The sequence below is a fragment of the Sulfitobacter sp. genome, assembly GCF_036961165.1.
Classification (GTDB): domain Bacteria; phylum Pseudomonadota; class Alphaproteobacteria; order Rhodobacterales; family Rhodobacteraceae; genus Sulfitobacter.
The window spans coordinates 46,099-70,166 of record NZ_JBALVJ010000002.1 but is presented as its reverse complement, the minus strand read 5'-3'; the positions used below and the strand labels follow the sequence as shown (position 1 = coordinate 70,166).

The 24,068-nt window shown below is 54.7% G+C and carries 29 protein-coding genes; 8 read left to right on the top strand and 21 right to left on the bottom strand.

The genetic code is table 11. The annotated features are described in order from the left end of the window. The first annotated feature begins 269 nt into the window (after window positions 1-269). From V7730_RS01560 to V7730_RS01540, 5 genes are all read left to right on the top strand, one after another. Window positions 270-2,057 carry a hypothetical protein gene (locus V7730_RS01560; RefSeq protein ID WP_335745820.1) on the top strand — a complete coding sequence of 596 codons (1,788 nt, stop codon included), beginning with the start codon at window positions 270-272 and terminating at the stop codon, window positions 2,055-2,057. 185 nt (window positions 2,058-2,242) lie between these two features. After that, window positions 2,243-4,321, top strand: a complete 2,079-nt coding sequence (flhA, locus tag V7730_RS01555; RefSeq protein WP_335745819.1) for a flagellar biosynthesis protein FlhA — start codon at window positions 2,243-2,245, stop codon at window positions 4,319-4,321. After that, the gene (locus V7730_RS01550) at window positions 4,318-5,091 is read left to right on the top strand and encodes a flagellar biosynthetic protein FliR (protein WP_443070173.1); all 774 of its coding nucleotides are present in this window, start codon (window positions 4,318-4,320) and stop codon (window positions 5,089-5,091) included. The genes flhA and V7730_RS01550 overlap by 4 nt, the downstream gene beginning before the upstream one ends. Beyond that, entirely contained in the window at window positions 5,088-6,173 is a 1,086-nt protein-coding gene (flhB, locus tag V7730_RS01545) for a flagellar type III secretion system protein FlhB (protein WP_335745818.1), read from the top strand. The genes V7730_RS01550 and flhB overlap by 4 nt, the downstream gene beginning before the upstream one ends. A 23-nt stretch (window positions 6,174-6,196) precedes the next feature. Further along, window positions 6,197-6,574, top strand: a complete 378-nt coding sequence (locus V7730_RS01540) for a hypothetical protein (protein ID WP_335745817.1) — start codon at window positions 6,197-6,199, stop codon at window positions 6,572-6,574. 5 nt (window positions 6,575-6,579) lie between these two features. On the opposite strand, the gene V7730_RS01535 is transcribed toward V7730_RS01540, so the two are convergent. From V7730_RS01535 to V7730_RS01495, 9 genes are read right to left on the bottom strand one after another with little or no spacing between them, the layout of a single operon-like run. Further along, window positions 6,580-7,116, bottom strand: a complete 537-nt coding sequence (locus tag V7730_RS01535) for a flagellar basal body-associated FliL family protein (RefSeq protein WP_335745816.1) — start codon at window positions 7,114-7,116, stop codon at window positions 6,580-6,582. 12 nt (window positions 7,117-7,128) lie between these two features. Further along, window positions 7,129-7,863 carry a flagellar basal body L-ring protein FlgH gene (gene flgH, locus V7730_RS01530; protein ID WP_335745815.1) on the bottom strand — a complete coding sequence of 245 codons (735 nt, stop codon included), beginning with the start codon at window positions 7,861-7,863 and terminating at the stop codon, window positions 7,129-7,131. A 4-nt stretch (window positions 7,864-7,867) separates the two neighbouring features. Then, window positions 7,868-8,287: a flagellar basal body P-ring formation chaperone FlgA gene (flgA, locus tag V7730_RS01525; protein ID WP_335745814.1), complete on the bottom strand. Its 420-nt coding sequence runs from the start codon at window positions 8,285-8,287 to the stop codon at window positions 7,868-7,870. After that, window positions 8,287-9,072, bottom strand: coding sequence for a flagellar basal-body rod protein FlgG (gene flgG, locus V7730_RS01520; protein ID WP_335745813.1), 786 nt, complete (start codon window positions 9,070-9,072; stop codon window positions 8,287-8,289). The genes flgA and flgG overlap by 1 nt, the downstream gene beginning before the upstream one ends. 12 nt (window positions 9,073-9,084) lie before the next feature. Further along, window positions 9,085-9,804 carry a flagellar hook-basal body complex protein gene (locus V7730_RS01515; RefSeq protein WP_335745812.1) on the bottom strand — a complete coding sequence of 240 codons (720 nt, stop codon included), beginning with the start codon at window positions 9,802-9,804 and terminating at the stop codon, window positions 9,085-9,087. 2 nt (window positions 9,805-9,806) lie between these two features. Continuing rightward, complete coding sequence (locus tag V7730_RS01510) at window positions 9,807-10,076, bottom strand: flagellar biosynthetic protein FliQ (RefSeq protein ID WP_335745811.1); 270 nt, start codon at window positions 10,074-10,076, stop codon at window positions 9,807-9,809. Further along, a complete protein-coding gene (gene fliE / locus V7730_RS01505; RefSeq protein ID WP_335745810.1) occupies window positions 10,076-10,366 on the bottom strand; it encodes a flagellar hook-basal body complex protein FliE in 291 nt (96 codons plus the stop codon). The genes V7730_RS01510 and fliE overlap by 1 nt, the downstream gene beginning before the upstream one ends. A gap of 46 nt (window positions 10,367-10,412) precedes the next feature. Then, complete coding sequence (flgC, locus tag V7730_RS01500) at window positions 10,413-10,805, bottom strand: flagellar basal body rod protein FlgC (protein WP_335745809.1); 393 nt, start codon at window positions 10,803-10,805, stop codon at window positions 10,413-10,415. An 11-nt stretch (window positions 10,806-10,816) separates the two neighbouring features. Continuing rightward, on the bottom strand, window positions 10,817-11,203 hold the full coding sequence (locus tag V7730_RS01495) for a FlgB family protein (protein ID WP_335745808.1): 387 nt from the start codon (window positions 11,201-11,203) through the stop codon (window positions 10,817-10,819). An 80-nt stretch (window positions 11,204-11,283) separates the two neighbouring features. Between V7730_RS01495 and V7730_RS01490 the strand changes: the two genes are divergently transcribed. Continuing rightward, on the top strand, window positions 11,284-12,621 hold the full coding sequence (locus V7730_RS01490) for a FliI/YscN family ATPase (protein WP_335745807.1): 1,338 nt from the start codon (window positions 11,284-11,286) through the stop codon (window positions 12,619-12,621). On the opposite strand, the gene V7730_RS01485 is transcribed toward V7730_RS01490, so the two are convergent. The 6 genes from V7730_RS01485 to V7730_RS01460 all read right to left on the bottom strand — a co-directional run bounded on the left by V7730_RS01485 (window position 12,618) and on the right by V7730_RS01460 (window position 15,968). Beyond that, a complete protein-coding gene (locus V7730_RS01485) occupies window positions 12,618-13,409 on the bottom strand; it encodes a DUF1217 domain-containing protein (protein ID WP_335745806.1) in 792 nt (263 codons plus the stop codon). The two genes, V7730_RS01490 and V7730_RS01485, sit on opposite strands and share 4 nt — an antisense overlap. Next, window positions 13,409-13,813, bottom strand: coding sequence for a flagellar biosynthesis repressor FlbT (flbT, locus tag V7730_RS01480; protein WP_335745805.1), 405 nt, complete (start codon window positions 13,811-13,813; stop codon window positions 13,409-13,411). Before flbT ends, V7730_RS01485 begins: the two co-directional genes overlap by 1 nt. A 13-nt stretch (window positions 13,814-13,826) precedes the next feature. Next, window positions 13,827-14,180: a flagellar biosynthesis regulator FlaF gene (gene flaF / locus V7730_RS01475; RefSeq protein WP_335745804.1), complete on the bottom strand. Its 354-nt coding sequence runs from the start codon at window positions 14,178-14,180 to the stop codon at window positions 13,827-13,829. 74 nt (window positions 14,181-14,254) lie between these two features. Beyond that, window positions 14,255-15,097 (bottom strand): flagellin N-terminal helical domain-containing protein, encoded by an 843-nt coding sequence (locus V7730_RS01470; RefSeq protein WP_335745803.1) that lies wholly within the window; start codon window positions 15,095-15,097, stop codon window positions 14,255-14,257. 249 nt (window positions 15,098-15,346) lie between these two features. Then, window positions 15,347-15,700 (bottom strand): hypothetical protein, encoded by a 354-nt coding sequence (locus V7730_RS01465; protein ID WP_335745802.1) that lies wholly within the window; start codon window positions 15,698-15,700, stop codon window positions 15,347-15,349. Next, on the bottom strand, window positions 15,690-15,968 hold the full coding sequence (locus tag V7730_RS01460) for a rod-binding protein (protein ID WP_335745801.1): 279 nt from the start codon (window positions 15,966-15,968) through the stop codon (window positions 15,690-15,692). The genes V7730_RS01465 and V7730_RS01460 overlap by 11 nt, the downstream gene beginning before the upstream one ends. Before the next feature lie 1,443 nt (window positions 15,969-17,411). Between V7730_RS01460 and V7730_RS01455 the strand changes: the two genes are divergently transcribed. After that, window positions 17,412-17,852, top strand: coding sequence for a flagellar hook-length control protein FliK (locus V7730_RS01455; protein ID WP_335745800.1), 441 nt, complete (start codon window positions 17,412-17,414; stop codon window positions 17,850-17,852). 9 nt (window positions 17,853-17,861) lie between these two features. Continuing rightward, on the top strand, window positions 17,862-18,536 hold the full coding sequence (locus tag V7730_RS01450; protein WP_335745799.1) for a flagellar hook capping FlgD N-terminal domain-containing protein: 675 nt from the start codon (window positions 17,862-17,864) through the stop codon (window positions 18,534-18,536). Here the strand turns inward: V7730_RS01450 and V7730_RS01445 are convergent. The 6 genes from V7730_RS01445 to V7730_RS01420 all read right to left on the bottom strand — a co-directional run bounded on the left by V7730_RS01445 (window position 18,533) and on the right by V7730_RS01420 (window position 23,982). Then, entirely contained in the window at window positions 18,533-19,861 is a 1,329-nt protein-coding gene (locus V7730_RS01445; protein WP_335745798.1) for an NAD(P)/FAD-dependent oxidoreductase, read from the bottom strand. The two genes, V7730_RS01450 and V7730_RS01445, sit on opposite strands and share 4 nt — an antisense overlap. Then, window positions 19,858-20,676: an ABC transporter permease gene (locus tag V7730_RS01440; RefSeq protein ID WP_335745797.1), complete on the bottom strand. Its 819-nt coding sequence runs from the start codon at window positions 20,674-20,676 to the stop codon at window positions 19,858-19,860. Before V7730_RS01440 ends, V7730_RS01445 begins: the two co-directional genes overlap by 4 nt. Beyond that, the gene (locus tag V7730_RS01435; protein ID WP_335745796.1) at window positions 20,673-21,548 is read right to left on the bottom strand and encodes an ABC transporter permease subunit; all 876 of its coding nucleotides are present in this window, start codon (window positions 21,546-21,548) and stop codon (window positions 20,673-20,675) included. The genes V7730_RS01440 and V7730_RS01435 overlap by 4 nt, the downstream gene beginning before the upstream one ends. Continuing rightward, window positions 21,548-21,682 carry a hypothetical protein gene (locus V7730_RS01430; RefSeq protein WP_335745795.1) on the bottom strand — a complete coding sequence of 45 codons (135 nt, stop codon included), beginning with the start codon at window positions 21,680-21,682 and terminating at the stop codon, window positions 21,548-21,550. Before V7730_RS01430 ends, V7730_RS01435 begins: the two co-directional genes overlap by 1 nt. Beyond that, window positions 21,679-22,827, bottom strand: coding sequence for an ABC transporter ATP-binding protein (locus V7730_RS01425; RefSeq protein WP_335745794.1), 1,149 nt, complete (start codon window positions 22,825-22,827; stop codon window positions 21,679-21,681). The genes V7730_RS01430 and V7730_RS01425 overlap by 4 nt, the downstream gene beginning before the upstream one ends. A gap of 69 nt (window positions 22,828-22,896) precedes the next feature. Continuing rightward, a complete protein-coding gene (locus tag V7730_RS01420; protein ID WP_335745793.1) occupies window positions 22,897-23,982 on the bottom strand; it encodes a polyamine ABC transporter substrate-binding protein in 1,086 nt (361 codons plus the stop codon). Window positions 23,983-24,068 lie beyond the last annotated feature (86 nt).

Sequence of the window (24,068 nt, the reverse complement as noted above, 5' to 3'; positions counted from 1 at the left end):
TCCGCATGCGACGCGACCGGATCACTCAGATCACAGCCACCAAAGAGACGCTTACCTTTCTAGTTGATTGCTTATGTAGCGCCACCGCTTTTCGCAGCGGACCCCTGCTGGTTATTGATGTATCGGACGAGGGCACAGAACTGGCAGGGCCGCCTATAATGGGCTCCGCGCGTGTTCCCGCGCAACGGTCACGTGTGACGGCTCCTAGCGCATTAAATAGTACTGCAAAGCTACCATGGATCGGAAGCGCTTCCCCCTATGGGCCCAGTATGGCGGTCGGCACCACTCCAGCAATATCCGGTGCAACATCTGCTTCTAAGTCAATCCCTGAGGACCGCACCGCTCTTTTGAAAGAAATTCAGCAAAACCTGAGTCAGAGTGTTGCCTCTGCCGCCAGCAATGGCCTGCTTGAAAACAGCTATGAAAACCCTCCGACCTACAAAAAACCGACAGATGCCGCAGGTGATACTCCCGAACTTCCACCGGTGGCTCTTCCCAAAGCAGCACGGTCAGCTTCCCAAAACCTACACATAACCAGCAGTATGGACTTGCCTGACGGAATCCGAACCCATTCGGTCAACGCGACAACAGCAGGCATGGCTTGCCCTAAGGCGGGCGCACTAGCGCTTGAAACATGGGGAACAGAAGACGGATTTTCTGCCCAAATGGGCCCCGCACGGACTGCACTTATGGATGCCCGCGACCGACTTGATAAAGAAGCCGCCAAAACTCTTTCCCAGCTGTATCTCTACTTTGGCTTCGGGGCAGAGGCACTTGATGCGCTTCAGTTGGATTCATCTATAGCAGAAGCTAACCAGCATTTGACTAATGTAGCCAAGATATTAGAGTTTGGCTCTGTGAATGGCCGTAATGCTCTTGGCGCCTACACCGACTGCGAATCCGATGTTGCCTTGTGGGCAACACTGAGTTTTCGCCATGTTCCACAGGGCATTCTGATAGATATAAATGCGGCCTTACGCGCGTTGAACAAACTTCCAGCACATCTGCGCCAAGTCGTGGCCCCTTCGTTAAGCGAGCGATTCTTGCAATACGGTGATCCAGAAGCGGCCGCCGCATCGATGCGCAGTATAGAGCGTTTACCCACCCCACTCGCGCCAGAGGCGATAATGGCTCAAGCCAGACTTGCCATAAACGCAGGTCAACCGGCCGAAGCGTTACTGGAAGACGTGATAGGGACAAACAGCAGTGAATCGCCCGCAGCACTTGTCAAACTGGTTGAAGGAAAGCTCGCCAAGGACGAACCACTGTCTTATGAGACAGCAACTTTAATAGAAGCATATGCACAGGAATTGCGCGGGACCGAGATGGGTAATCAGCTGCGCCGCGCCCAAGTACTTGCACTGAGCCAGTCAGAACACTTTGAGGAAGCGTTTAGCACCCTTGACGCTCTGAGTCCCTCTTTATCTCCCAGTGCCGCCACTCAGTTGCGTCAAACCGCATTAGACCGGCTGACACAAAAGGCCGAAGACATTGTTTTTCTCGAGCACTTTTTTGCACAGGATTCAGCAGCGTTGGAGAAGCTATCTAGTAACACGAAACTTCAACTGGCGGCGCGCTTGATGGATTTGGGTTTTGCATCCGAAGTTCAGATAATGCTCGAAACAACCAATGAAGCACCAAGGGATAACGCCCGACAGCTTCTTGCAGCACGAGCGGCTCTTGCTTTGCGCCATCCATTTCAAGCACAGGCCGCGCTTATCGGCATTGATGGACCTGAGGCACAGTTACTGATGGCGAAGGCCAAAGAAATGTCGGGGGCATATCGCGAGGCGTCAGAGATTTTCACCAACTCTGAAGCGACCGCCCAAGCGGCACAGGCGGCATGGCTCTCGGACGAATGGCGTGAACTCACCCCAGCCCAAACACCCGATTTTGGTCCGGTTGTGACCTTGGCACAAGTCGAGCCTGTGGCAGCGGATACTGAACTTGGTCCGCTGGGCCGTGCAAACAAAGTATTGGAAGAAAGCAGCGCAGCACGGGGCACATTGGAGCAATTCCTAAGTAATCCTATTGTCCAGGTCACACCTGATACCTGAAAACTTTCAGAGCTTTGGTTACAGAAAATAAACTCTCCTCCCATAATCTGACCTTGATCCGCAGAAGCGGCAATTTAGGGGTGCAGAATGCATATTATCAGGCAGTTCGTTCTGTTTTCTTGTGTGGCCGATTATGGTCAGGTTGCATTGCTACAGTCAGGTAACCTCACGCTGCGGTGGCTAGTATGAATTTCTCGTTACGCGCGATTTATCAGCCTACGGTGCTTCTTGCCGTTGCTCTCATGATGGTCATCGTGATGATGATACTACCAATGCCAGCATGGGTACTTGATACCGGCTTGGCCGCCTCTTTCGCCCTCGCCATCCTGATTTTCACGGTAACCTTGTTTATCGAAAGACCGTTGGATTTCTCCGCTTTCCCGACCATTTTGCTGGCGTCACTCATGTTGCGCTTGTCTCTTAACGTGTCATCGACAAAGCTCATCATTGGGGAGGGGCATACCGGCACTGATGCTGCCGGCGATGTCATTCAGGGATTTGCCCAGTTTGTCATGGGTGGCTCGGTTTTCCTGGGATTAGTGGTTTTTTGCGTCCTACTAATCGTAAACTTTATGGTGATTAACAAGGGTGCCACCCGTATGGCTGAGGTTGGTGCGCGGTTCGCGTTGGACGGTATGCCTGGCAAACAAATGGCGATCGATAGCGATATGTCTGCCGGCGCGATCACCCACGAAGAAGCAAAAGAACGCCGTGCACGTGAACAGCAAGAGACTACGTTTTTCGGTTCGCTTGATGGTGCGTCAAAATTCGTCAAAGGGGATGCGATTGCCGGATTGTTGATCACTTTGCTCAATCTCGTGGCCGGTTTGATAATGGGTACGCTGGTTCATGACATGCCAATTGGCGACGCGTTCGAGACCTATGCCATCCTTACCGTAGGCGACGGGCTGGTATCGCAAATCCCAGCTGTCATCATCTCGATCGCGTCAGCACTTCTTTTGGCGCGCGGTGGGGCGCAAGGTTCAACCGATCTGGCGATGTTTGCCCAGTTAAGCAAACACCCGGCGGCCTTGGCAACCGTGGCTTGCCTGATGACGCTATTCGCATTGGTGCCCGGCATGCCGTTTGTCCCCTTCATGACTGGAGCGTTGGCATTGGGATACTTGTCCTACCGAATGTACCGCAAACAAAGTCTGGAACCGGTTGAAGTACTGCCAGAAGAAACCGAACAACTGCCGCGCGAGAAATCTCTCGGCGATGTGCTTGAGCTTGATGATATCCACGTAGAATTCGCGCCCGATCTCGTGAGCATGGTACTCGACCCCGGCACTGGACTTGATGCGCGCATAACGAATATGCGCACGCATGTGGCCTCAACCTATGGGATCATACTACCGGAAATCAGGCTGACCGATAACCCAGGGTTGCCGGTTGGGACTTATCTGTTGCGGATACAAGGCGTTGAGCAAGCGCGCGCCGTGCTGCGCCCGCACCAGATACTGGCCCTCGCCCCTGAGAATCCGGACGCATTGCCGGCGGGTATAGACACTGTTGAACCTGTCTATAGTGCCCCTGCCCGCTGGATAAATGAAAAAGATCAGGAGGATGCGGCCATCGGCGGCATCACTCTTGTGACCCCCGCCGAAGTATTGGCCACGCATCTGCTGGAAGTGGTCAAGCGTAACTTTCCCCGCCTGCTAAGCCTTAAATCCCTGCGCAGGCTTTTGGAGGAAATGGTCAATATCTCCTCCCCCATACGCGCAGAAGCGAACCGCAAGCTGCTGGATGAGCTGATCCCAGACAAAGTCCCGATAGACGTCCTTCATTCCGTTCTGCGCTTGCTGTTGGCGGAACAGGTATCGATCCGCAACCTTCCGCTGATCCTTGAGGCGACTGCTGAGGCAAGGGGTCAGAATTCGCAACCGGAAGCAATCTGTGAATTGGTTCGGCAGCGACTAGGCTTTCAACTGGTCGCAGAGATCCGCCGCGATGACGGGACACTACCGCTAGTTCAACTAGCCCCAGAATGGGAAGACACGTTTAGTGCCTATCAGGTGGATGCTGACCGAGGGTTGGACATCGCATTGCCGCCAGACCTATTCAATCAGCTGGCTGACGGGGTGTCACAGAAACTCAACGATGCCAATCGCAATGGCATTTTTCCCGCTGTGGTGACGAACACTCGACGTCGCCGGTTTCTGCACACGGTCATGCGGGCCAAAGGCATCAGCTCGCCTGTGCTCTCATTCGAGGAAATCGGACTGGACGCGCGGCCCTCTCTGGTGGGCGTCGTGCCGGCATGATGCAAGACCTCACACTGCTGATGGAGTTGACCGACGCCCTTCTGTGGCAGGGGTTCGCAGTTTTCTTGCGCGTCAGCGCATTGGTCAGCCTTCTACCAGCTTTCGGGGAACAAACTGTTCCTGCACGGGTCAAGCTTGGGCTGGCGTTTGCGTTCACGATGATCATTGCGCCCGCTGTCCCTCAGCCTGACACAGCGGCCCAATTCGACACCATCATGTGGTTTATTCTGACCGAAATCGCGGCAGGCGTATTGTTGGGGATCGGTCTCAGGCTGTTTGTACTAGCACTTCAGACCGCCGGTTCGATCGCGGCTCAATCTACTTCCCTCGCTCAGGTTTTGGGTGGCGCCGTGGCAGAGCCTGTGCCTGCGATGGGTCATATCCTTGTCATGGGTGGGCTGACCCTTGCCGTAATGACCGGCTTGCATGTACGCGTCGCGGAAATGGTGATCTTGTCCTACGATATGCTGCCCATGGGGCGGCTCCCCAGTGGGGCGGATGTGTCAGAATGGGGCGTTGACCAGATTCGCCGTGCCTTTTCCTTGGCCTTCACACTGGCTGCGCCGTTCGTGATTTTATCCGTCCTCTACAATGTCGCCCTTGGCGTAATCAACAAGGCGATGCCGCAACTTATGGTAGCTTTTGTCGGTGCACCGGTCATCACCGCCGGGGGGCTACTACTGCTTTGCCTAGCAGCACCTTTGCTACTGGCAACTTGGCTCGAAGCGCTTAACAGCTTTATCGCAAATCCGCTGGAGCCTGTGCCATGAGTGATTCCGAAGATCCCTCGGATAAGAGTTTTGACGCTACTCCACAAAAGCTGCTTGAGGCGCGCAAGAAAGGTGATATCGCCAAGTCAAATGACCTTTTGACAGCTGCTGCCTACTTCGGCTTGCTCGTTGCCTTCGTAACGATGGGCGCTGACAGTTTGGCGCACGTTGGCACAGCAATGATGGCCCTGATAGATCAGTCTGATAATTTGGCCCCCTTGTTCTTTGACGGTCGCGCAGCAGCACCTGCTGGTGGGCTAATGCAAGCCTTGGTCTGGGGGATGGCACCGATCTTTGCCCTTCCAGCGATAGGCGTGGTTCTGGCACTATTTGCACAGCAGGCTTGGGTATTTGCCCCCAGCAAGCTTGAGCCAAAGCTCAGCCGCATTTCCATGATTGAAAACGCCAAGAACAAATTCGGGCGTGACGGGCTGTTCGAATTTCTGAAGAGCTTTGTAAAGCTGTTGATTTTCTCGGCGTGCCTTGCGCTGTTCATCCGCGCATGGCTTCCCCAAATGATCGGTGTGCTACAAACCAACCCACAAACAGCCATCGCGTTACTGGCTAAAATTTGCACAGGGTTTCTGAGCGTTGTTGTCGTGGTCTCAGGTGTAATTGGCGGCATTGATGCCCTCTGGCAGCACGCATCCCACATGCGAAAGAATCGCATGTCACGCGAAGAGGTGACCGATGAGAACAAAGAAAGCGAAGGCGATCCGCATCTAAAGCAAGAACGTCGCCAACGCGCACTGACCGCCTCGCAAAACCAAATGATAAAAGAAGTGCCGACGGCCGATGTGATCATCGTCAACCCAACCCATTATGCCATCGCGCTCAAATGGAGCCGTCTACCTGGCGAAGCACCTGTTTGCGTGGCCAAAGGTGTGGACGAGATTGCAGCCACCATCAGGCGCATCGGTTCGGAAGCAGGCGTGCCCATCCACTCGGACCCACCGACAGCTCGCGCGCTTCACGCATCGGTCGAAATTGGTGACCAAATCCGCCATGAAGACTATGCGCCTGTTGCCGCAGCAATCCGGTTTGCCGAAGACATGCGGCGCCGCGCGAAAGGCTCAAGATGAGCACGCTAGATGACCTTGCGGTGATGCAAAAACTGGTCGAGGTTAAGTACCGCCAGCAACAGGAAAGCTTCTCTCGATTGATGGAGCAGGAAAACCGTTTACGGAATTCATTGCAACAATTGGATCTTCATCTGGCCGAAAGCCGCAGCAGCACAGACGCGCCGCAAAAGGCGATCGGGGCTGATGTTGTTTGGCAGTCATGGATCGGCCGCAAGAAACGCGAATTAAACCTCCAGCTAGCTCAAGTACTCGCAGTAAAGGAGCGTCATATCGCGCAGGTTAAAAAAGCTTATGGAAAAGTGCTGGTTACAAACGCGCTTTACGCTGATACCCGCAAGGCAGCCCAACAAAAAAAGGCGCAGTCCCAGCTGGACCGCGCCATATCTTCGATGATGTTCTAAGGTAATCAGTAGTCTTGTCGGGCTATCTCGATGATCAATACATCTTTGATCACAGACTTCCCCAGGTCTTTCTGTGCCACTTCACGCAATGCCGTACGCAAACGACCCAACACCTGAGCGTTCGTGAAATTGCCTTCAAACCCGCCCATGTTCGCGTGATCAAAGAGCACCTGTAGGAAACTATCCCTCAGCTTTGGCTCACGTAAATAAACTGTATCAGTTTGACCTTCAGGCACCTCCACGCTGAGCGCGAGCACCACCAGCGCCGTGACCTTCTCTCCCGAAACAATAGGAACCACGAACTGGTTGTTGAGCTTAACGAATTCGCTGGTCATCTCATCTTCGTGCTCTGAGTCTGCCTCTTTTTCATTATGGCCTGCATCTTCATGCGCGCCTTCAACGGCAGGCGTATCACCAGACGTGGCACCGTCCGCCACATGTGCGGTTTCGGGTTCAGCATCGGTTCGGAGCATAATACCTGCACCAACACCGGCGCCTGCACCAACCAACAGCAAGATAAGGGGAAGAAGTTTTTTCATCATCGAAGCTCCTGGTTAAAAGGGCAGAACAGCATCAAGAACCTGCTGGCCGATACGTGGTTGCTGCATGTCGCTGATCTGACCACGCCCGCCATAGGACACGCGGGCCGATGCTATTTTGTCATAGGTGATCTCATTCTGCCGCGAGACATCTTCGGGCCGGACAAAACCGGTTACCAGCAGTTCACGCAGCTCGAAGTTGACGCGCAACTCCTGACTGCCCGAAATGGACAAAACACCATTCGGCAACACATCAATCACTGTGGCGGCGATCCGCAGTTCCAGTTTTTCGTTGCGTTTAACAGAGCCGTCACCGGACGAGTTGCTTTGCGAACTCAGGCCGACCAGCTCATCCGATGATGCACCTTCGGGTAGTTTCTTATTGAGGCGCTGCGGTAATCCGAACAACCCCGGTACGCTAAGATTTTCGGAGCCAGAACGGCTCCGATCAGAAGAGTTGGATATCTCTGCCCGTTCGTCAATTTCGATCACAACGGTCAGGATATCGCCCCGCACTACCGCACGCCGGTCCCCCAACAGCGAGACCCGTGAAGGCGACCATAGGGACGCCGCATCAACGGGACGCCGTTCCAGAACGATCAGAGGCAATCCCGGTTCAATCATCGCCCGGGCCTCTGGCGCCTCTTGGGCGGGGGTGAAGCTCGGCGGGCTGCCGATATGATCCCCACGCGCGCAGGCGACCGTAAGACTGAGGGCAAACATGCCGCAAATTTTCAGTGGTGTGTGCATGGGGTCAATTCCTTACTTCGATGGTGCCATCGTTCAGAACCTGTCCGAATAGCGTGGCACGAGAGTCGAGATTCATGACACGAATCCGGTCTCCGACTGCGCCACGCTCCAACGCGCGGCCTTCAGTGCCAATACTGATGCCGTTGGTGTTGTATCTGAGCGGCACAATCTGATTGCGAGCGATCACAGCTGGCGGGCCAATATCACCCATTAAAACAGGCCGACCAGCATAAAGCGCCACCCGCGCCTCTTGCCCAATGACGTCGGACAGCCGCGCAAACCCTGTCGACAAATCGCCAGCAGCAACGGTGACATCCCTTTCCGTGATGATCTGGTTTGGCCGGATGGTTCGCGTTGAAATTACCGTATCGGCGAAGCATGGGGCGGCTATTAAAAACGCAGAAATTAGAGCGAGTGATTTCATCAGCGCACCTGCGTCGTTGCGCCCATCATCTGGTCTACTGCCGAGATGACTTTGGCGTTCATTTCATACCCACGCTGCGCTTCAATCAGCTCAGTGATCTCGCGCACCGCATCAACCGAGCTGTCTTCAAGATAGCCCTGCCGAAGGGTGCCCAAGCCATCCTCTCCAGGCGTAGCTACCAGTGCGGGCCCGGACGCCTCTGTTTCGAGGAACATGTTGCTGCCAATCGCCTCAAGACCTTTGGAGTTGGTGAACCCCGTCAGCGTAAGTTGGCCCAGAAGTTGCCCTGCGGCGGCTTGATCGAAATACGCGTAAACTTCTCCATCTGCGTTGATGGAGATGCTGCGGGCATCCGCCGGAATTGTGATTTCAGGCCCAACAGGAAATCCTTCGGACGTCACGATCAACCCTTCGCCTGTCCGCTTCAGACTGCCGTCACGGGTGTAGGCAGTTTGCCCGCTGGGCAACGTGATTTCTAGATATCCCAAGCCTTCGATCGCAACATCCAGATCGCTTTGCGTCGCCGAAAGTGATCCTTGCTGAAGGTGCATGCTGACCGCCGCCGGCCGCACCCCAAGACCAAGCTGTACGCCCGTAGGCAGAACAGTGCCGTCAGACGCATTTACGGACCCCGCTCGTGCCATCTGTTGATAGTGCAAATCGGCGAACTCGGCACGGCGGGCATTGTAACCTGTGGTACTCATGTTCGCGAGGTTGTTTGAAATCGTCTCCACCCGCATTTGCTGGGCGCTCATTCCGGTGGCGGCAATCTTGAGGGCGCGCATCGGCTTTCTCCTTTATTTGGAATCGGTGAGGGTTTTGACGGCGGCGCGAATGCGCTCGTCCTCAGTCTGTAAAAAGCTCTGCCCCATCTCATAGGCACGCTGCACTTCGATCATGCGCGACAGCTCAAGAAGCGGGTTCACATTGGAGCTTTCGACAAAGCCTTGCAGAACGCGCGCCTCTTCGGTGGGCTCGTCGCCGGCATCGGCGCGAAACATAACCCCGTCCTCACGCACCATGTTCAGCGGTTCTAACGGGCGCACGATGGCCATTTGTCCAAGAGGCGCGCCATTAATGCTGAGCGTACCATCGGAGGAAACCGCCAGCGTGCCTGCACCAGCCGGTACAAACAGCGGCGCACGTCCCGCGTCCAGCACCGGAAACCCGTCTGGCGTCACCAACTGCCCATCGGCACTGGGTGAAAACGCCCCTGCACGGGTGAGCCTGTCACCCATCGGGGTTTGGATAACAAAATAGCCATCCCCTTCAATCGCGAAATCAAAGGTCCCGTTGGTCTGCGTGAGACCGCCCTGCTCAAACGAGGTTTTACCAATGTTACCCTGCCCCATGGACAAAGAGTTCCCCCGCTCAACCGGTTTAACATATTCGGAAAAAATCACCCCTTCGGCGCGATAGCCCGTGGTTGCGGCGTTGGCGATGTTATTAGCCACGACCTGCATTTCACGTTGCAAGCCAGACTGGCGACTTAGGGTAATATAGCCGGTGCTTTCCATCTTTATCCTCCGATGATGAGCGGGATGATCTGGTCGTGAAAGAAGGAGACAAGCGTGTTGGTCATGAAGTGCATGGACATCCAAAACACAACGGCAATCGCGGCCAGTTTCGGTACAAACGTCAGGGTCATTTCTTGAACCGAGGTTAACGCTTGAACCAATCCGATCGACACGCCCGTCACCAAAGCGGCAACGAGAATTGGCAGAGAGATGATAAACGCCACCCAAAGCCCTTGCCGCATGGTGTCAAAGAACACCAACTCGTCCATCATCAGACAGGCATCCGCAGGATTTCTTGGTACGCCTCAACGACTTTGTTGCGTACGCTGACAGCAGTTTCCACAGCCAACTCCGTCTGGGCCAACGCCTGAACAAGCGCGTGCGGATCTGCGTTGCCCATCATGGTTGATTGTGCGACCTGTTCGGACTTTGCCAAGGTAGAGGCGAAATCACCTGCAATGCCCTTTAGCATTGCCGCTGGGCCACCTTCCCCTTCAACAGGGGATGTCGCCGGTTTGGCCGAGGTATAATTTTGGACTGCTGAGAGGGACTTCAATTCCATTCTGGAACTCCTTTATGTAATTTGACCCATGGGCCTAAAATAGCCTTTAACGGCGCAACAACTGCATGAGGCTGCTCGACATATTGCGAGCCTGATCGAACATTTTTAGATTTGCTTCATAGCTGCGCTGCGCTTCGCGGGCGTCGGCCAGTTCGATCAGAAGATTCACGTTAGAACCTTTATATTCACCGGTTTCATCCGCTAGCGGGTGAGACGGATCATAGATTATGGAAAGGTCACTTTGGTCCAGACGGACACGGCCAACCTGCACTGGCGATATCTGATCCCCCTGTCCCATCGCTGTCTGAAACGAAATCAGCTTGCGGCGATAACCGGGTGTGTCGGCATTCGAAATATTTTCTGACAAGTGCCGCAAGCGCTGCGCCTGTGCTTGCATGCCACTTGCAGATACGGATCGCGCGGAGGAAAAATCGGTCATTCTGGGGTCTCCTATCTGGTGCTGACAGCGGTGCGCAGTACGTCGAGCGCGGATTTGTAGATCGCGAGCGCACGGTCATGATGACTTTTGGCGTCAGCGGCTTTCAGCATTTCAGCTTCAAGTGAAATTGTGTTTTCGTTGAGGTTTTCATTGCCGCGCATTTCTACCGGCGCCATCTCTTGCGCGCTTGCGCTGCCGTTTAAGTGACCGGCGCGAGTAGCACGCTGGTTGCCCGCAGTTTCATCAGGTGAATATAGCGCGGCGAAGGGTGGCATTTCGTGCCCCACGTACCCTGGCGTGTCCGCGTTAGCCACATTCTGCGAAATCAGCGCCTGCGCTTGCCCCGCATGGCGAGCCATGGCGGCGGAGGTCTGAAAGACAGTTAAATTTTCGAACATCGGGATTCTCCCTGCTGCGGTTTCATGAAGGCTTAATGGTGATTCCTTTAGAAACAGTGAGCAGCAGACAAAGGAACACCATGACAGATGCTTCACTCCTCGACGGACTTTCAGCCCATATTGCCGATCTGCGTGCTGTGCGACCCGTCGGACGGGTGAGTAGCGCCAACGGCTCAGCGCTTCACATTACGGGGCTCGCGCAAGACGCCTCGATCGGCGACGGTTTGCAAGTCTACCGCAAGCGGGGCGCGCCGCTGCTTGGCGAGGTCGTGCAGATCATTGGCGAGACGCTGGTCATGCTGGCTGAGGAGCCCCCCGAAGGGATCGGTCTGAATGACAGGGTAACTCTACTGTCACCTAGTGTGATTGCACCTTCCAACGAATGGCTGGGAAGAATTATTGATCCAGCAGGTAAACCTCTAGACGGCAAGCCACTTTTGCGCGGGGCTTATGCGCGGCGACTGCTGTGCCCACCACCGGACGCCGCGAATAGGCGGCCCTTTGGTGAGCGTCTCAGCACGGGGTTGGCAGTGACAAATACGATACTTCCCATGGTGAAGGGGCAGCGCATGGGTTTGTTCGCGGGTTCTGGTGTAGGGAAATCGACATTGCTCGGCCAGTTTGCCCGACACATGACCGCCGACGTAGTTGTAATCGCTATGATTGGCGAGCGAGGGCGTGAGCTGCGCCACTTTGTAGATGAGGTGTTAGAAGCTGAAGGGTTGGCCCGAGCAGTGGTGGTGGCCGCCACCTCTGACCAATCACCCCTGTTACGTCGGCGCTGCGCTTGGACGGCCATGGCCGTAGCCGAACATTTCCGCGACGCAGGGCTTTCCGTGCTCTTCCTTGCTGACTCAATTACCCGTTTTGCCGAAGCGCACCGCGAGGTTGCAGTAGCCGCCGGAGAAGCGCCAGTCTTGAGAGGCTACCCGCCATCCACAACCCATCTCATCACATCGCTATGTGAACGCGCTGGCCCAGGATCAGCGACACAGGGAGACATTACTGCGCTGTTCAGCGTCTTGGTGGCGGGATCGGATATGGATGAACCGATCGCCGATATCCTGCGCGGTGTGCTGGATGGGCATATGGTGCTGGATCGCACCATCGCCGAGCGGGGACGCTTTCCCGCAGTCGACGTTTTGAGATCAGTCTCGCGCAGTCTTCCTGCAGCTGCCAGCGCGCGCGAAAACAAACTTTTGGCGCTGACCCGAAAAATGCTGAGTCTGTATGATGCCAACGCCATGATGATCCGCGCTGGCCTATATACCCACGGCAGCGACCCCGAGATCGACAAAGCAATCGTCCTGTACCCAGAAATCGAAGCGTTTTTATCCAGATTGGAGCCGGACGATGCCCAGCGTAGCTTTAGCCAGCTTGAGCTAATCCTGCGACGCGCAGGATTGGGCGCCAGTTAGCCGCCGCGCAGCAGCGTCAGCGCGATCGCATTTGAGGAATAGGTTGTATTGAATTGTGAGATTTGATCTCTCACGATGTACTTAGTGATCAAATTCTGGACCTTCGTCGAGTCACTGAAGATACTCAGATCGTCGGATCCGAACTCCTTCTTAGCCCGATCTTTAAAGACACTCAATTGTTGGTCTAAATCGATTTGCCCAAACGCTGACGGCAGATTTAACGCTTTCTCTAAAAGACTGCGTAAAGGCGGTTCGCCCATGAGGGTGAACCACTTGGCATCATTGGACATGTCTTCCGCTGCCAGACTGCCCATCTCACGTTCTGCATAAAGGGCAAAGCGCATCGCTTCGTTCTGCTCACCCGCGGCTATTTCAAATTCAATTGTCCGAAACCGATCTATGATCGCTTCTGCAAAAACCGGCTGTCCAACTTTAAGGTACTCTCCAGGTCCAAATCCGAACGCTTGTGACATTTCTTTGTATCTGGGATCGGAAAAGCGGTTAGCCAGGGCGTCATCATTCACGCTACCTTCTTCAAGAATTTTCCGGATGAAAAACTTACTATTAATATCGTCCTGAAGCCCAAAAGCGCCCAACGCAACAGTCAGCAATCGCCTGTCACCCACGAGTTGCTCTGCTGTTTCAACCTGGCCAATATTCTCACGGAAGTAGTCAGTGTCGCGCTGAAGCTGCGTGCTTTCGGAGAAGGCCTTAAACTGGCTGTCGTAAGTCTGCTGCAAAAAGCGCCAGCCGCCCAGCCCGCTAACAGGGATGACAGGTTGAAACATCAGCTTGACCGCACGGCCAGTAACCGTTCCTCTCGAGGAAGCAAAGCGCGTAAAGCTTTCAGTGTGCGGTAATGCTGCTTTTCAATAATCGACTGACTGGCTTCACCAAGGATCTGACGGCTATCAGGATCCGTAAACACCTGGCTAAGCTCTTCGATCTGACGCAGAAGCGGCATATGTGCGCTTTCCACGTCTTTGTCGCCGGACAATACCAACTGCACCGCGAATAGTGCGCGCCGGACGGGTGTTTTTACATCTTCGGGATGGATCGCATCCCGAAGCCGCAGGATCTTTGCATCCGGTGTCATGATGGCCAGTCGGCTACGGCGGTCACCGTTTTCGATTACCGCGCCATTGATCAACACCCGTTCTTTTGGACCTAGCTTCAAAACAAGACCGCTCATTGTGGATTCCAATCTATTTCAGACCACGTAAAATCGCGGTGTTTACTTCAACGAGCAGGGTGGCGGCTGCCTCCCGCCGGATTACCTTGCGCGTGTGCTGTTCTGTAAACTCCGACAGGTAGATTAGACGCGCGCGCAGATCGTCTGGCAGCAAGTTATCCGGATGTGAGACATCCATTGCGAATTTGCGCCAAAGCGTGCGATTCTCATGCAACGCATGTATCAGCTTGTTAAAATCTTTGGCCTTCATCGCCGAGGTGAGGCGCGATGTAATACGGGCGACGACGTCATATTCGACCTTGCGCGCTGATTTCAGCGGCGCCGTTACTGGCGAATAGCCGCGCTGGGCAATTTGTGTTGTATTCACGGGGGTGTCCCTGCTCATTAAAGACTATACTGGTGGCGCACTATCGCGCGCCACCACCTTTTTAGGGTCCAGATTTACCGGAACAGGGACAGGATGGTCTGTGGTGCCTGGTTAGCAATCGACAGAGCCTGAACACCCAGCTGCTGCTGAGTCTGCAGAGCCTGAAGCTTAGCAGACGCCGCCTCCATATCCGTATCGACAAGCGCGCCAACACCGGATGTTAGCGAGTCGGACAATTTGGAGATGAAGTTGGATTGATCATCCAAACGCTTTGCGGAGGTACCAAGAGCCGCCGCACCGGTAATTGCGGCAGTCAGCATCGTTTCCAGCTCGGTATAGGTTGTCGCAGCATCGGCTGTATCTGCAGTACCTGTCAGCGTGATGTCCGTTACAGACGCTTCGAGATCGGCTGAAGCGATGTCGATCGTGCTTGCTGTTGCAGCACCACCACCAATGCGGTTGATCTCTGCAACAACTGCCAGACCGGTCGCACCGTTTCCATCTGTATCGGTGTTCAGCAGGTTAACCCCGTTGAACTGAGAGCCGGCAACAATGGAATCAAGCTGCTCTTTTTTGGCAGTCATTTCCGCATTGATCTGCGTGAAGTTTGCAGATTCAGATTGCGCGGAGATTGCCAGTGCTTGCATCTCTTTGATCGTTTCTACGATCATCTCAGCACCCGCACTTGCTACGGCCACAGCTGATTGGCCAACAGCGAGACTGTCTTTGACAGCGGACAGGCCGGACACGTCTGATTCCATCACCTTTGAAATGGCCCAGACAGAAGCATTGTCCTTTGCGGAGTTGATGTCCTTACCTGTCGAAATCGCGGCTTGCGTATCCGAGAGGCTCGAGTTGATGCTTTTCAGAGTCTGCAGCGCAACCATCGCGCTGTTGTTTGTAAGAATGCTCGACATTGAAGCATGTTCCTTTAGGTGTCGGCGCTTTACGCCGGTTTAAGCCCGCACATACGTCGGACAGGAATGCCATTCTGACCTTTACACTAGCCCCTCAGGGGCAATGTGCCATCCGGGATCGGATGCATGGCCAACATGGCGTTTTCCTCCTTACAAAAGTCTTAAGCGGCCCGTTTGCTCTGTTGTGCATTTTATTTAACTGGCCTCAAATAGAGAGAATGGGACTTTTTTTTGTTTATAATTATTTAGTTACGCTCTTTTTTCGACTTTGGGCTGAGACGGTGTCCGCACGCTTTGTTTGCGACCAAGCGAGTCGTACGTTTCCAAAGTACTGCGCACCTGTCGTAATGCAGCAAGGCGGTTCGCCACCGTTTGGATACCTTTCAGCGCACCATCCAGAAGCAGCTGATTACGGTGCAATTTACCCTCAAGCGGCTTGATCATCGCGACATTGGGCGCCGCGTCGTTAAGCAGCAGCTCAACCATCTGCTCTTTGAGCGGGAGAAGAGATCCCAACCCTTCCAGATCACCCTCAAGCAAGAAAACACGCTCCTGCTCCAGCAGCGCATCAAGCTTGGTAAAATCAACAGTTTCAGCCGTCATTGGAGCGCTCCTTCAAAATGTCAAAAAGGGACTGTGCAAGCCCGATGCCACCGGTCTGTACGATGTGTTTGGCTTGCTCTTCGATTAGGAATGAACTGAACTGGTCTTCCCCCGCGCCTCCTCCGAAGCTCTCGCTGGTTTTTCCCAGCCCAGCCGATTCGAGCATTTCTGCCAAAAATGACGCCTCTAGGTTTTGTGCGGCTTGCATCAACGCCTGTTCGCGCGGCTTGTCCCCAGCCGCGGGTAGGGAGGTGGGATTCAGTATCATTTGGAATACTCCTTAAATTGCATGAACTTTCCCGAACATGGGCGCAAAGCGGTAAACAACTGGTAAGGAAGAAGGCGGATAGTGCAGCCAGATCGAGGCAGAACCCCGAAAGGCGCACACATGAATATGCCCGTTGCAGACGTAAACCCAACTGGACCGATCAAAATGGTTCGGCAAAGCGCTACCGCCGCCCTCACTCCAACGGATGGACAGCAGACAGCTGGCCAGACTGACTTTGCCAGCCTGCTTGCTGCGTTGCCGGACAACAGACGTGTCTATGATGAGCCGATGCAAGTCCCAGCTGGGCCAGTCACCGACGGCGACGGGGAGGCGATTGAATCCGCTACATCTGGTGAATTTACCAAGCCAGAAAAGCATGAAGCATTGAGTATCGACCTGCCTTTGTCATTGCCCAAAAAGAACATTCCAGGCTTGGAGACTACACCACGCCAAGAAACTAATTCTGCCGTGCCGCGATCTAACGCAGATGAATTGCATCTGTTTGGTGGCCAGAAACCACCTAAAGGCGAAACTGATTACGGTCTTGCAGTGGAATCTACTCCGGTTCCGAACGGGCAGCCCTACTTACCTATTTCAAAGCAGCGTAGGCCGGTAATGTCAGAAGCATCTGGCCATCTGAGTGGAGCTCAGAATAAAGCCACCGACATCCCTTCCAAAACGCCTGAGGCTGAGACCCCACCGAGGTTTAGCGCACGTTTTCCAGATGCCAGCAGCCTCCCTCGGAAAGAAACGTCGAGCATGTCAGGCGTTCAATCGACTGAGGACATAAAGCAAAATGCAGCCGACAAGGTCCCTCAGTTAATGACTGGTCGTGTCCCGTTTGGCGACGCAGTCGTTGAACAAACCCCGCCATTGGCCGCGGCAAAAATGGCGGATCAATCATTTGCCCCTGCCCAACCCAATGCGGACGCCGCGTTGAGCCGACAAGCCCACCGGACTGATTCTTCCTCAGGTTACAGCCCTGTTGAACAGATTCCCCATAGAATTTCTGTAGCTGGTCCGCCTCCACAGACGGAGACAATATTGCCGTCGCGCGATGGTACGGCCGCGTCACCCCAAGCGCCAACTCCTTTGCCGGATGCGAGCTCGCCCATACAAACGAAATTGACTGAGGCAACGTTGCAATTCTCCTCTGAAAGCGCGGCAGACGCTCGGCCAGTCAAAGCCATTGAGGGAAACATTGTTCCTACCGGACGTGCGCCCTTGCAGACCTCAACCAGGGGGGTGTTGATACCCCCTCAGCCTGCCAAAGCAGCAACTCCGGTAATCCCGACAGTTACGGGCGTTCAGACATCGCGTTTGGTGCATAACGGTTCTGCGGCGCTGAAGACAGATATAGCTGAGCAGACGAACACCCCAACTTCGCTGCTCGTAGACGCCGGGACGCCCGAAATCTTAGACTGGACTTCCAACAGAGCCAACTTGGCACCCCAAGGGTCTGTTGCACCGCACCGTGCGGAAGTGGCAGCACAGGTGGGACGGCAACTGGTTGAAGTGTTGGCCTCTGCGGGCAGTCGCCCCTTAGAAATCACCCTGTCTCCCGAAGAATTGGGCCGTGTGCGTATGGGTGTAATAACGGAAGACGGCAAAATCACAGTTAGCATTCTGGCCGAACGTCCAGAGACACTGGACTTGATGCGCAGACACATAGACCAGCTTGGGCAGTCATTTCGCAACCTAGGCTATGAACAGGTGTCTTTTTCCTTTGGGCAGGGCGCTCAGAGCGGGGATCAGGCGGGCGCCGACCCGCATGGCCAAACCACCTCCCCCCCAGCAGGAACAGTGCAGCCTGACGCTGAAACGTCCCCTGCGATCATCAACCTGGACACCGCCACGACGAGCGGTGTCGATATCCGTCTGTAAGGAACCGATATGATTTCCCCCACTCTTACCAATTCTAGCAGCGTCAGTGTTGCAGGCGCCGCTGCAGGTTCGCCTCAAGCGCAGGCCGTTCTGTCTTCAGATTTTGAGACTTTTATCAAAATGCTGACCACTCAAGCAAAGTATCAAGATCCATTAGAGCCGCTCGACAGTTCTGAATACGCTGCACAGTTGGCGCAGTTTTCCATGGTGGAACAGCAGGTATTATCAAACGATTTGCTCACCGCGCTGACCACTACGTTGGGCAATAGCACAATGGGCCAGATGGCTGGATGGATCGGCATGGAAGGACGAACGACTGCCCCGGTCACATTCGACAACACGCCCATAACAGTTCTGCCGAGCCCCCCGATCGGGGCCAAGTCGATGGAGCTAGTGGTCTATGATGCACAGGGCCGCGAGGTTGACCGCGGCGCGCTACCAGTCTCTTCCGAACCAGTTGTTTGGGCGGGTGTCCGGCAGAATGGCGCTCCGGTCCCTGCGGGCCAGTACCGATTCGAAATAAAGGCCATCGATTTGGGTGGCAATCCCCTACAGGCAACCGCCGCCTCTACCTATGCGCGGATCACCGAAGTCCAAAGCATCGGCAGCGAGGCGCGAGTCATCTTTGCGGGAGGGGCTGAAGCAACTGCAAGTAGCATTATTGCATTGCGTGAAGCAGTCTAGAGGTCAGCCAATGCATAAGCGCCATATGCGAACGGAAGGAGCGCGCGCCGCCATCGCCCTAGCGGGAAGCGGCGCAAACGCGCCCGCATGGCCTGTGGATGGTCAAGTGTCGGCGTCTGACCCTGCACCAATTGTGCCAGCAAGGCGCCGCTATAAGTTCCCATGGCGATGCCGTTTCCGTGATAGCAAAGTCCCGCGAACAGGCCTGATTGCTCCGGAATCTCACCCACAAACGGCAGCAAATCGCGAGCAAGGCAGACCATGCCGGACCAACCGTGCGTCGTTTCAACATCAGCCCATGCGGGAAACATTCTTTCGAAATCTCTCCGGATGCGCTGCGCAGCCTTTGCCTCAGCCGCCGCACCCGTGAACACCCCACCGCGCATGCCAAACAGGAATCGGCGATCTGGTAGAAGGCGGAAGTAGTGGAGCAGATTGCGCGTATCATAGCACATCTGGTCGCTGGTCCATCCAGCGGCTGCCAACTCTTCGTCGGCCAACGGCCTTGTAACGATGACGTTTGACTGACTCGGCAAATAGCGGGCCGCCAACCAGTCCGGCAAATCCTCGGACGAATATCCGTTGGTTGCTATAATAACGCGATCAGCGCGTAACCTGTGGCCATTAACCTGCAGCACCCAACCGTCCACCTGAGACTGTAAGTCCGTGACTGCGCTATTCTCATAAATGCGCGCGCTGGAGTCTGCGGCAGCCTGCGCCAAACCGCCGACATATTTGCGCGGATTAAGCCCGAACCCGGCTTCTACCGTCAAACCGCCGTGGAATGGTCCAGCCATCCCAAGTGCGGCAAGGCTATCTGCTTCATGCAACTGATAAGGTACACCGTAGTTTTCCGTCACTGCTTTCGCATGGGCTTCCAACTCTGCCATGTCCTTTGGGCGGTGCGCCAACATCGTTTCACCGTTGGAGTGGCGATCCACTTCTATTCCTTTCTGATGAATGATCTCTTCGACCAATTCAATCGCGGCGCGTTCTGTGCGGCGAAACGCTATGCGACCATCACGGCCAAAGCGGCGATCAATAGTCTTATCGCCTGCCATCCCGCCTCCCAGACAGCAAAAACCACCGTTGCGCCCCGATGCCCCCCAACCGATCCGCTGAGCATCCAACACCGTGACGCTTACGCCCGCGCGCGCAAGGTGAAGTGCCGCTGAAAGGCCGGTAAATCCTGCACCTATTATGGCAACATCCGTGCGTCCGCTTTCGGCGAAAGCGGGTCGTGGTCCAACCTGGTGCGAGGCGTCCCACCAACAATTTGCACGCGGCCCTTCGCCGTATGCGTAGTCATCAAACAGGCGCCTCATGCTGTGCGCTCAGCTGCCTGAGCATCTTTTTGCGCGCGTACTGAATTGCGCTTTGAAACGAGTGACGCACTGATAACGCCGATGGTGACAACACCAATCATCATCGTAGACAGCGCGTTGATCTCGGGAGACACGCCCAAGCGCACGGCGCTCCAGATCTTGATCGGCAACGTGGTCGAGGACGGACCCGACACAAAGGACGCAATGACCAGATCATCAAGGCTAAGCGTAAAAGCCAGCAGCCAGCCCGAGATTACCGCAGGCGCTATGATGGGCAAAGTCACGAGCCGGAAGGCCTCCAACCGGGTGCAACCCAAATCAAGAGCGGCTTCCTCTAACGATCGGTCGAAGCTGACAAGCCGCGACGACACCACAACTGAAACATAACACATCGCAAAGGTCGTATGCGCAAGCACGATGGTAAGCACACCACGGTCCAATCCGATGCCAATGAACAGCAACAGTAATGACAGGCCGGTGATGACTTCAGGCATCACCAAAGGCGCATAGATCATGCCTGAGAACAGCGTGCGGCCAAAGAAGCGCCCCGAGTTAACCAGCACATATGCTGCCATGGTACCAAGCACCGTCGCGAGGCTGGAAGACATCACCGCAACCTTGATGGTAACCCAGGCCGCATCCAGAAACGCCTCATCGCGCAGCAATTCACCATACCATTTGGTAGAGAAGCCGGCCCAGACGGTCACCAGTTTGGACGCGTTGAAGCTGTAGATCACCAACAGGATCATCGGAAGGTATAGGAAGGCAAACCCGAGAGTAAGTGCCGTGATATTGAATGGGCTGAGATGTTTCATGTTTCTGCCTCCGCCTGTTTTTGTTGGTTGCGCTGGAACAGCACAATCGGAACGATCAGGATCAACAACAAGATTACCGCCACCGCAGAGGCAACGGGCCAGTCGCGATTATTGAAGAACTCTTCAAACAAAATCTTGCCGATCATCAACGTACCGGAACCGCCCAGAAGCGAGGGGATCACAAACTCGCCCAGTGCGGGGATGAACACCAGAAAGCAACCTGCAATGATGCCATTCTTAGACAGCGGTATTGTCACCAGCCAGAAAGCAGACAGACGCGAACAGCCAAGGTCTTCGGCGGCCTCTATCAGGCTGTCATCCATCCGGTCCAGCGCGGCATAAATCGGCAGAATCATGAACGGCAGATAGGTATAGACGATCCCGATATATACGGCTGTATTGGTGTTGAGGATGGTAAGCGGGTCCGAGATCACTCCGAGCCAGAGCAGCAGTTGGTTGAGCAATCCTTCGTTACTGAGAATGCCGATCCACGCGTAGACGCGGATTAGAAACGAAGTCCAGAAAGGCAAGATCACCAACATCATTAGCGTAGCGCGCCATTCCTCGGGCGCGCGCGACATTGAATAGGCCATTGGATAGCCCACAAGCAGTGTCAGGAAGGTTGAGATCAGGGCAATCTTCAAACTGCTCAGGTAGGCCTTGTAGTAAAGGTCATCGGTTGTGAGGAACACGAAGTTCTCGAAATCGAGGCCCTTTATCAGCGCACTAAACCCGTCCTTCATGGTGGGCGTATAGGGTGGGATCGCCAGATCGATGTCAGACAATGAGATTTTGAACACGATCAAAAACGGGATCAGGAAAAGTGCCAGCAGCCAAGTATATGGCACCGCGATCAAGGCAAAACGGCGCATCAACTTGTCTCCCAACAGAGTGTCACGGAAAAGCTGAGCTTCTCGATCCCGCAGTCGTAAAAATCCACACCTTCGGGGCGCAGCGCCTTGGCCGCGGACAGATCGTTCGGAAAGAGGTTTTCAAGGAAACTCATGCGTCCAATAAGACCCCTGCCGTCGCGTTCCAGCGAATCCATACGGGATCTTCCCAAGTGATATTCCGGCGCGAAAGGCGGCGGGTATTGGCGGTTTGCGCCTTGATGATTTGTCCGCCCGGAAGCTCCACATAATAGGTGCTCAGGTTGCCTAGATAAGCGATATCAAGCACTTTTCCCTGCACCGTATTTTCGGCCTCTTCGGGCTTTTCCTTTGTTATGCTGATCTTTTCGGGCCGGATAGCCAAGTAGCATTCCTGACCTTCGGAGAAGGGCCGTTCGGACACAGCAAGGATCGGAGCCTGATTGACGCCCCAATCGATGAAGTATTTATCTTTTCCAGACGCTTTAGTCGTCCCCTTGAAGATGTTCACATCACCGATAAAGTCCGCCACATAAACACTGTTTGGTGCTTCATAGATGCCGTCGGGGGTCGCGACCTGAATGATCCGCCCCTCATCCATGACCGCAACGCGGGAAGCGACGGTCATCGCTTCCTCTTGATCATGGGTCACGATGACAAATGTGGTGCCCGTGGTTTCCTGAATGTCCATCAGCTCAAACTGCGTGTCCTGCCGCAGCTTTTTGTCGAGCGCGCCCAACGGCTCGTCCAGCAGCAACAGTTTGGGTCCTTTGGCCAGACTGCGGGCCAAGGCAACGCGCTGGCGCTGGCCGCCAGAAATTTGGTGAGGTTTACGGCGAGCGAATTTTTCAAGCCGCGTGAGTTTCAGCATCTCGGCCACGCGAGCGTCAATCTTGTCTTTGGACAGCTTGTCACGGCGCAGACCGAACGCAATATTCTCATAAACGCTCAGGTGTGGAAACAGCGCGTAGGATTGGAACATCATGTTCACGGCACGCTGGTTGGGGGGCACATTCGCAATGTCCTGACCAGCCAGCTCGATCGAGCCTTCAGTCACGCTTTCGAATCCCGCAAGCATCCGCATCATCGTTGTCTTGCCGCAGCCGGAAGGTCCAAGCAGAGCAAAGAATTCACGCGTGTAGATATCAAGTGTTAGATCGTCGATCGCAACAAAGTCACCAAAACATTTGGTGACGTTCCTGAACCGGATCAGAGGTTTTTCGTTTGGGTTTTCCCAAGGTGTAAATTCGTTGTCCCCGGTTTCAGCTTTTGGTTTTGCCACAAGACCATCCCACGTTAAGCATAAAGATAAGGACAGGGCCAAACGGCCCTGCCCCGTGTCGATCCGGGCTTAGGTGCCGGATTTGATCTTTGTCCAGCTGCGGGTAACCACACGCTGTACTTTTGGCGGATAGGGTGTGGTGGTGAACAGATTGTTCAGCGTCGCCTCGTCAGGGTAGATCGCTGGATCACCGATGACGTCTTCGACCAGGAACTCTTGCGAGGCTTTGTTACCGTTGGCGTAGTAGACGTAGTTTGATGCCGCCGCCATGTTTTGCGCGTCCATAATAAAGTTCAGGAATGTGTGCGCGGCGTCTGGGTTGGGGGCATCAACTGGAATGGCCATTTGGTCAAACCACATCTGCGCGCCTTCCTTGGCAGCATGGTAGGCGATTTCGACCCCATTATCGGCTTCGGCTGCGCGATCACGCGCCTGAAGGATGTCACCGGACCAACCGACAGCAACACAGATGTCGCCGTTCGCCAGCGCCTGAATATACTCGGAGCTGTGGAATTTTTGGATGTAGGGGCGGACCTTCATCATCACTTCTTCAGCCTTCGCGATAACCTCAGGGTCATGGCTGTCAGGATCTTCGCCGATGTACTTCAGCGTCATCGGCAGCATTTCGGCAGGTGCATCAAGGAAGTGCACACCGCAATCGGCAAGCTTGGACATGTTATCGGGGTTCAGAACCAGCTCAAGTGAATCGACAGGAGCGTCGTCACCGAGAATTTCTTTCACCTTGCCAAGGTTCACACCGATACCGGTGGTGCCCCACATATAGTTGATGGAGTAAGCGTTTTCAGGGTCATACTGCTCTGTGCGGGTTGTCACCACGTCCCACATGTTCGCGATGTTGGGCAGCTTGGCCGTGTCCAGTTTCTGGAACGCACCCGCAGTGATCTGGCGCTGCAAGAATGTACCAGAGGGCACAACAACGTCATAACCTGAACCGCCAGCAAGCATTTTTGTTTCCAGGACTTCGTTGCTGTCAAACACGTCATAAATCAGGTCGATACCGGTTTCTTCTTCGAATTTTGCCAGAAGATCTTCGTCGATATAGTCGGACCAGTTATAAACGCGGACTTCTTCGGCAAACGCTGCACTTGCCATCAATGCGGCAGCGGCTGTGCCGGTAAAAAGTGTCTTGATCATTAGGGTACTCCCTTGAGTGAAGCCGGGTTGGCCCCAGCATTGGCAAAGATGTGATCAAATTTTGACCGCCTTGCCAAGCTGATTCA

What these genes read in the sequence shown, in the direction of transcription:
- flgH (WP_335745815.1), bottom strand. Translation starts at nt 7,863, where the DNA reads ATGCACACACCACTGAAAATTTGCGGCATGTTTGCCCTCAGTCTTACG.
- V7730_RS01550 (WP_443070173.1), top strand. Translation starts at nt 4,318, where the DNA reads ATGATGCAAGACCTCACACTGCTGATGGAGTTGACCGACGCCCTTCTG.
- flhB (WP_335745818.1), top strand. Translation starts at nt 5,088, where the DNA reads ATGAGTGATTCCGAAGATCCCTCGGATAAGAGTTTTGACGCTACTCCA.
- V7730_RS01495 (WP_335745808.1), bottom strand. Translation starts at nt 11,203, where the DNA reads ATGTTCGAAAATTTAACTGTCTTTCAGACCTCCGCCGCCATGGCTCGC.
- flgG (WP_335745813.1), bottom strand. Translation starts at nt 9,072, where the DNA reads ATGCGCGCCCTCAAGATTGCCGCCACCGGAATGAGCGCCCAGCAAATG.
- flgC (WP_335745809.1), bottom strand. Translation starts at nt 10,805, where the DNA reads ATGACCGATTTTTCCTCCGCGCGATCCGTATCTGCAAGTGGCATGCAA.
- V7730_RS01485 (WP_335745806.1), bottom strand. Translation starts at nt 13,409, where the DNA reads ATGTTTCAACCTGTCATCCCTGTTAGCGGGCTGGGCGGCTGGCGCTTT.
- V7730_RS01445 (WP_335745798.1), bottom strand. Translation starts at nt 19,861, where the DNA reads ATGAGGCGCCTGTTTGATGACTACGCATACGGCGAAGGGCCGCGTGCA.
- V7730_RS01540 (WP_335745817.1), top strand. Translation starts at nt 6,197, where the DNA reads ATGCAAAAACTGGTCGAGGTTAAGTACCGCCAGCAACAGGAAAGCTTC.
- V7730_RS01465 (WP_335745802.1), bottom strand. Translation starts at nt 15,700, where the DNA reads ATGACGGCTGAAACTGTTGATTTTACCAAGCTTGATGCGCTGCTGGAG.
- V7730_RS01450 (WP_335745799.1), top strand. Translation starts at nt 17,862, where the DNA reads ATGATTTCCCCCACTCTTACCAATTCTAGCAGCGTCAGTGTTGCAGGC.
- V7730_RS01510 (WP_335745811.1), bottom strand. Translation starts at nt 10,076, where the DNA reads ATGATGGACGAGTTGGTGTTCTTTGACACCATGCGGCAAGGGCTTTGG.
- fliE (WP_335745810.1), bottom strand. Translation starts at nt 10,366, where the DNA reads ATGGAATTGAAGTCCCTCTCAGCAGTCCAAAATTATACCTCGGCCAAA.
- V7730_RS01430 (WP_335745795.1), bottom strand. Translation starts at nt 21,682, where the DNA reads ATGAGTTTCCTTGAAAACCTCTTTCCGAACGATCTGTCCGCGGCCAAG.
- flhA (WP_335745819.1), top strand. Translation starts at nt 2,243, where the DNA reads ATGAATTTCTCGTTACGCGCGATTTATCAGCCTACGGTGCTTCTTGCC.
- V7730_RS01490 (WP_335745807.1), top strand. Translation starts at nt 11,284, where the DNA reads ATGACAGATGCTTCACTCCTCGACGGACTTTCAGCCCATATTGCCGAT.
- flgA (WP_335745814.1), bottom strand. Translation starts at nt 8,287, where the DNA reads ATGAAATCACTCGCTCTAATTTCTGCGTTTTTAATAGCCGCCCCATGC.
- V7730_RS01560 (WP_335745820.1), top strand. Translation starts at nt 270, where the DNA reads ATGGCGGTCGGCACCACTCCAGCAATATCCGGTGCAACATCTGCTTCT.
- V7730_RS01470 (WP_335745803.1), bottom strand. Translation starts at nt 15,097, where the DNA reads ATGTCGAGCATTCTTACAAACAACAGCGCGATGGTTGCGCTGCAGACT.
- V7730_RS01420 (WP_335745793.1), bottom strand. Translation starts at nt 23,982, where the DNA reads ATGATCAAGACACTTTTTACCGGCACAGCCGCTGCCGCATTGATGGCA.
- V7730_RS01460 (WP_335745801.1), bottom strand. Translation starts at nt 15,968, where the DNA reads ATGATACTGAATCCCACCTCCCTACCCGCGGCTGGGGACAAGCCGCGC.
- V7730_RS01440 (WP_335745797.1), bottom strand. Translation starts at nt 20,676, where the DNA reads ATGAAACATCTCAGCCCATTCAATATCACGGCACTTACTCTCGGGTTT.
- V7730_RS01435 (WP_335745796.1), bottom strand. Translation starts at nt 21,548, where the DNA reads ATGCGCCGTTTTGCCTTGATCGCGGTGCCATATACTTGGCTGCTGGCA.
- V7730_RS01515 (WP_335745812.1), bottom strand. Translation starts at nt 9,804, where the DNA reads ATGGAAAGCACCGGCTATATTACCCTAAGTCGCCAGTCTGGCTTGCAA.
- V7730_RS01535 (WP_335745816.1), bottom strand. Translation starts at nt 7,116, where the DNA reads ATGATGAAAAAACTTCTTCCCCTTATCTTGCTGTTGGTTGGTGCAGGC.
- flbT (WP_335745805.1), bottom strand. Translation starts at nt 13,813, where the DNA reads ATGAGCGGTCTTGTTTTGAAGCTAGGTCCAAAAGAACGGGTGTTGATC.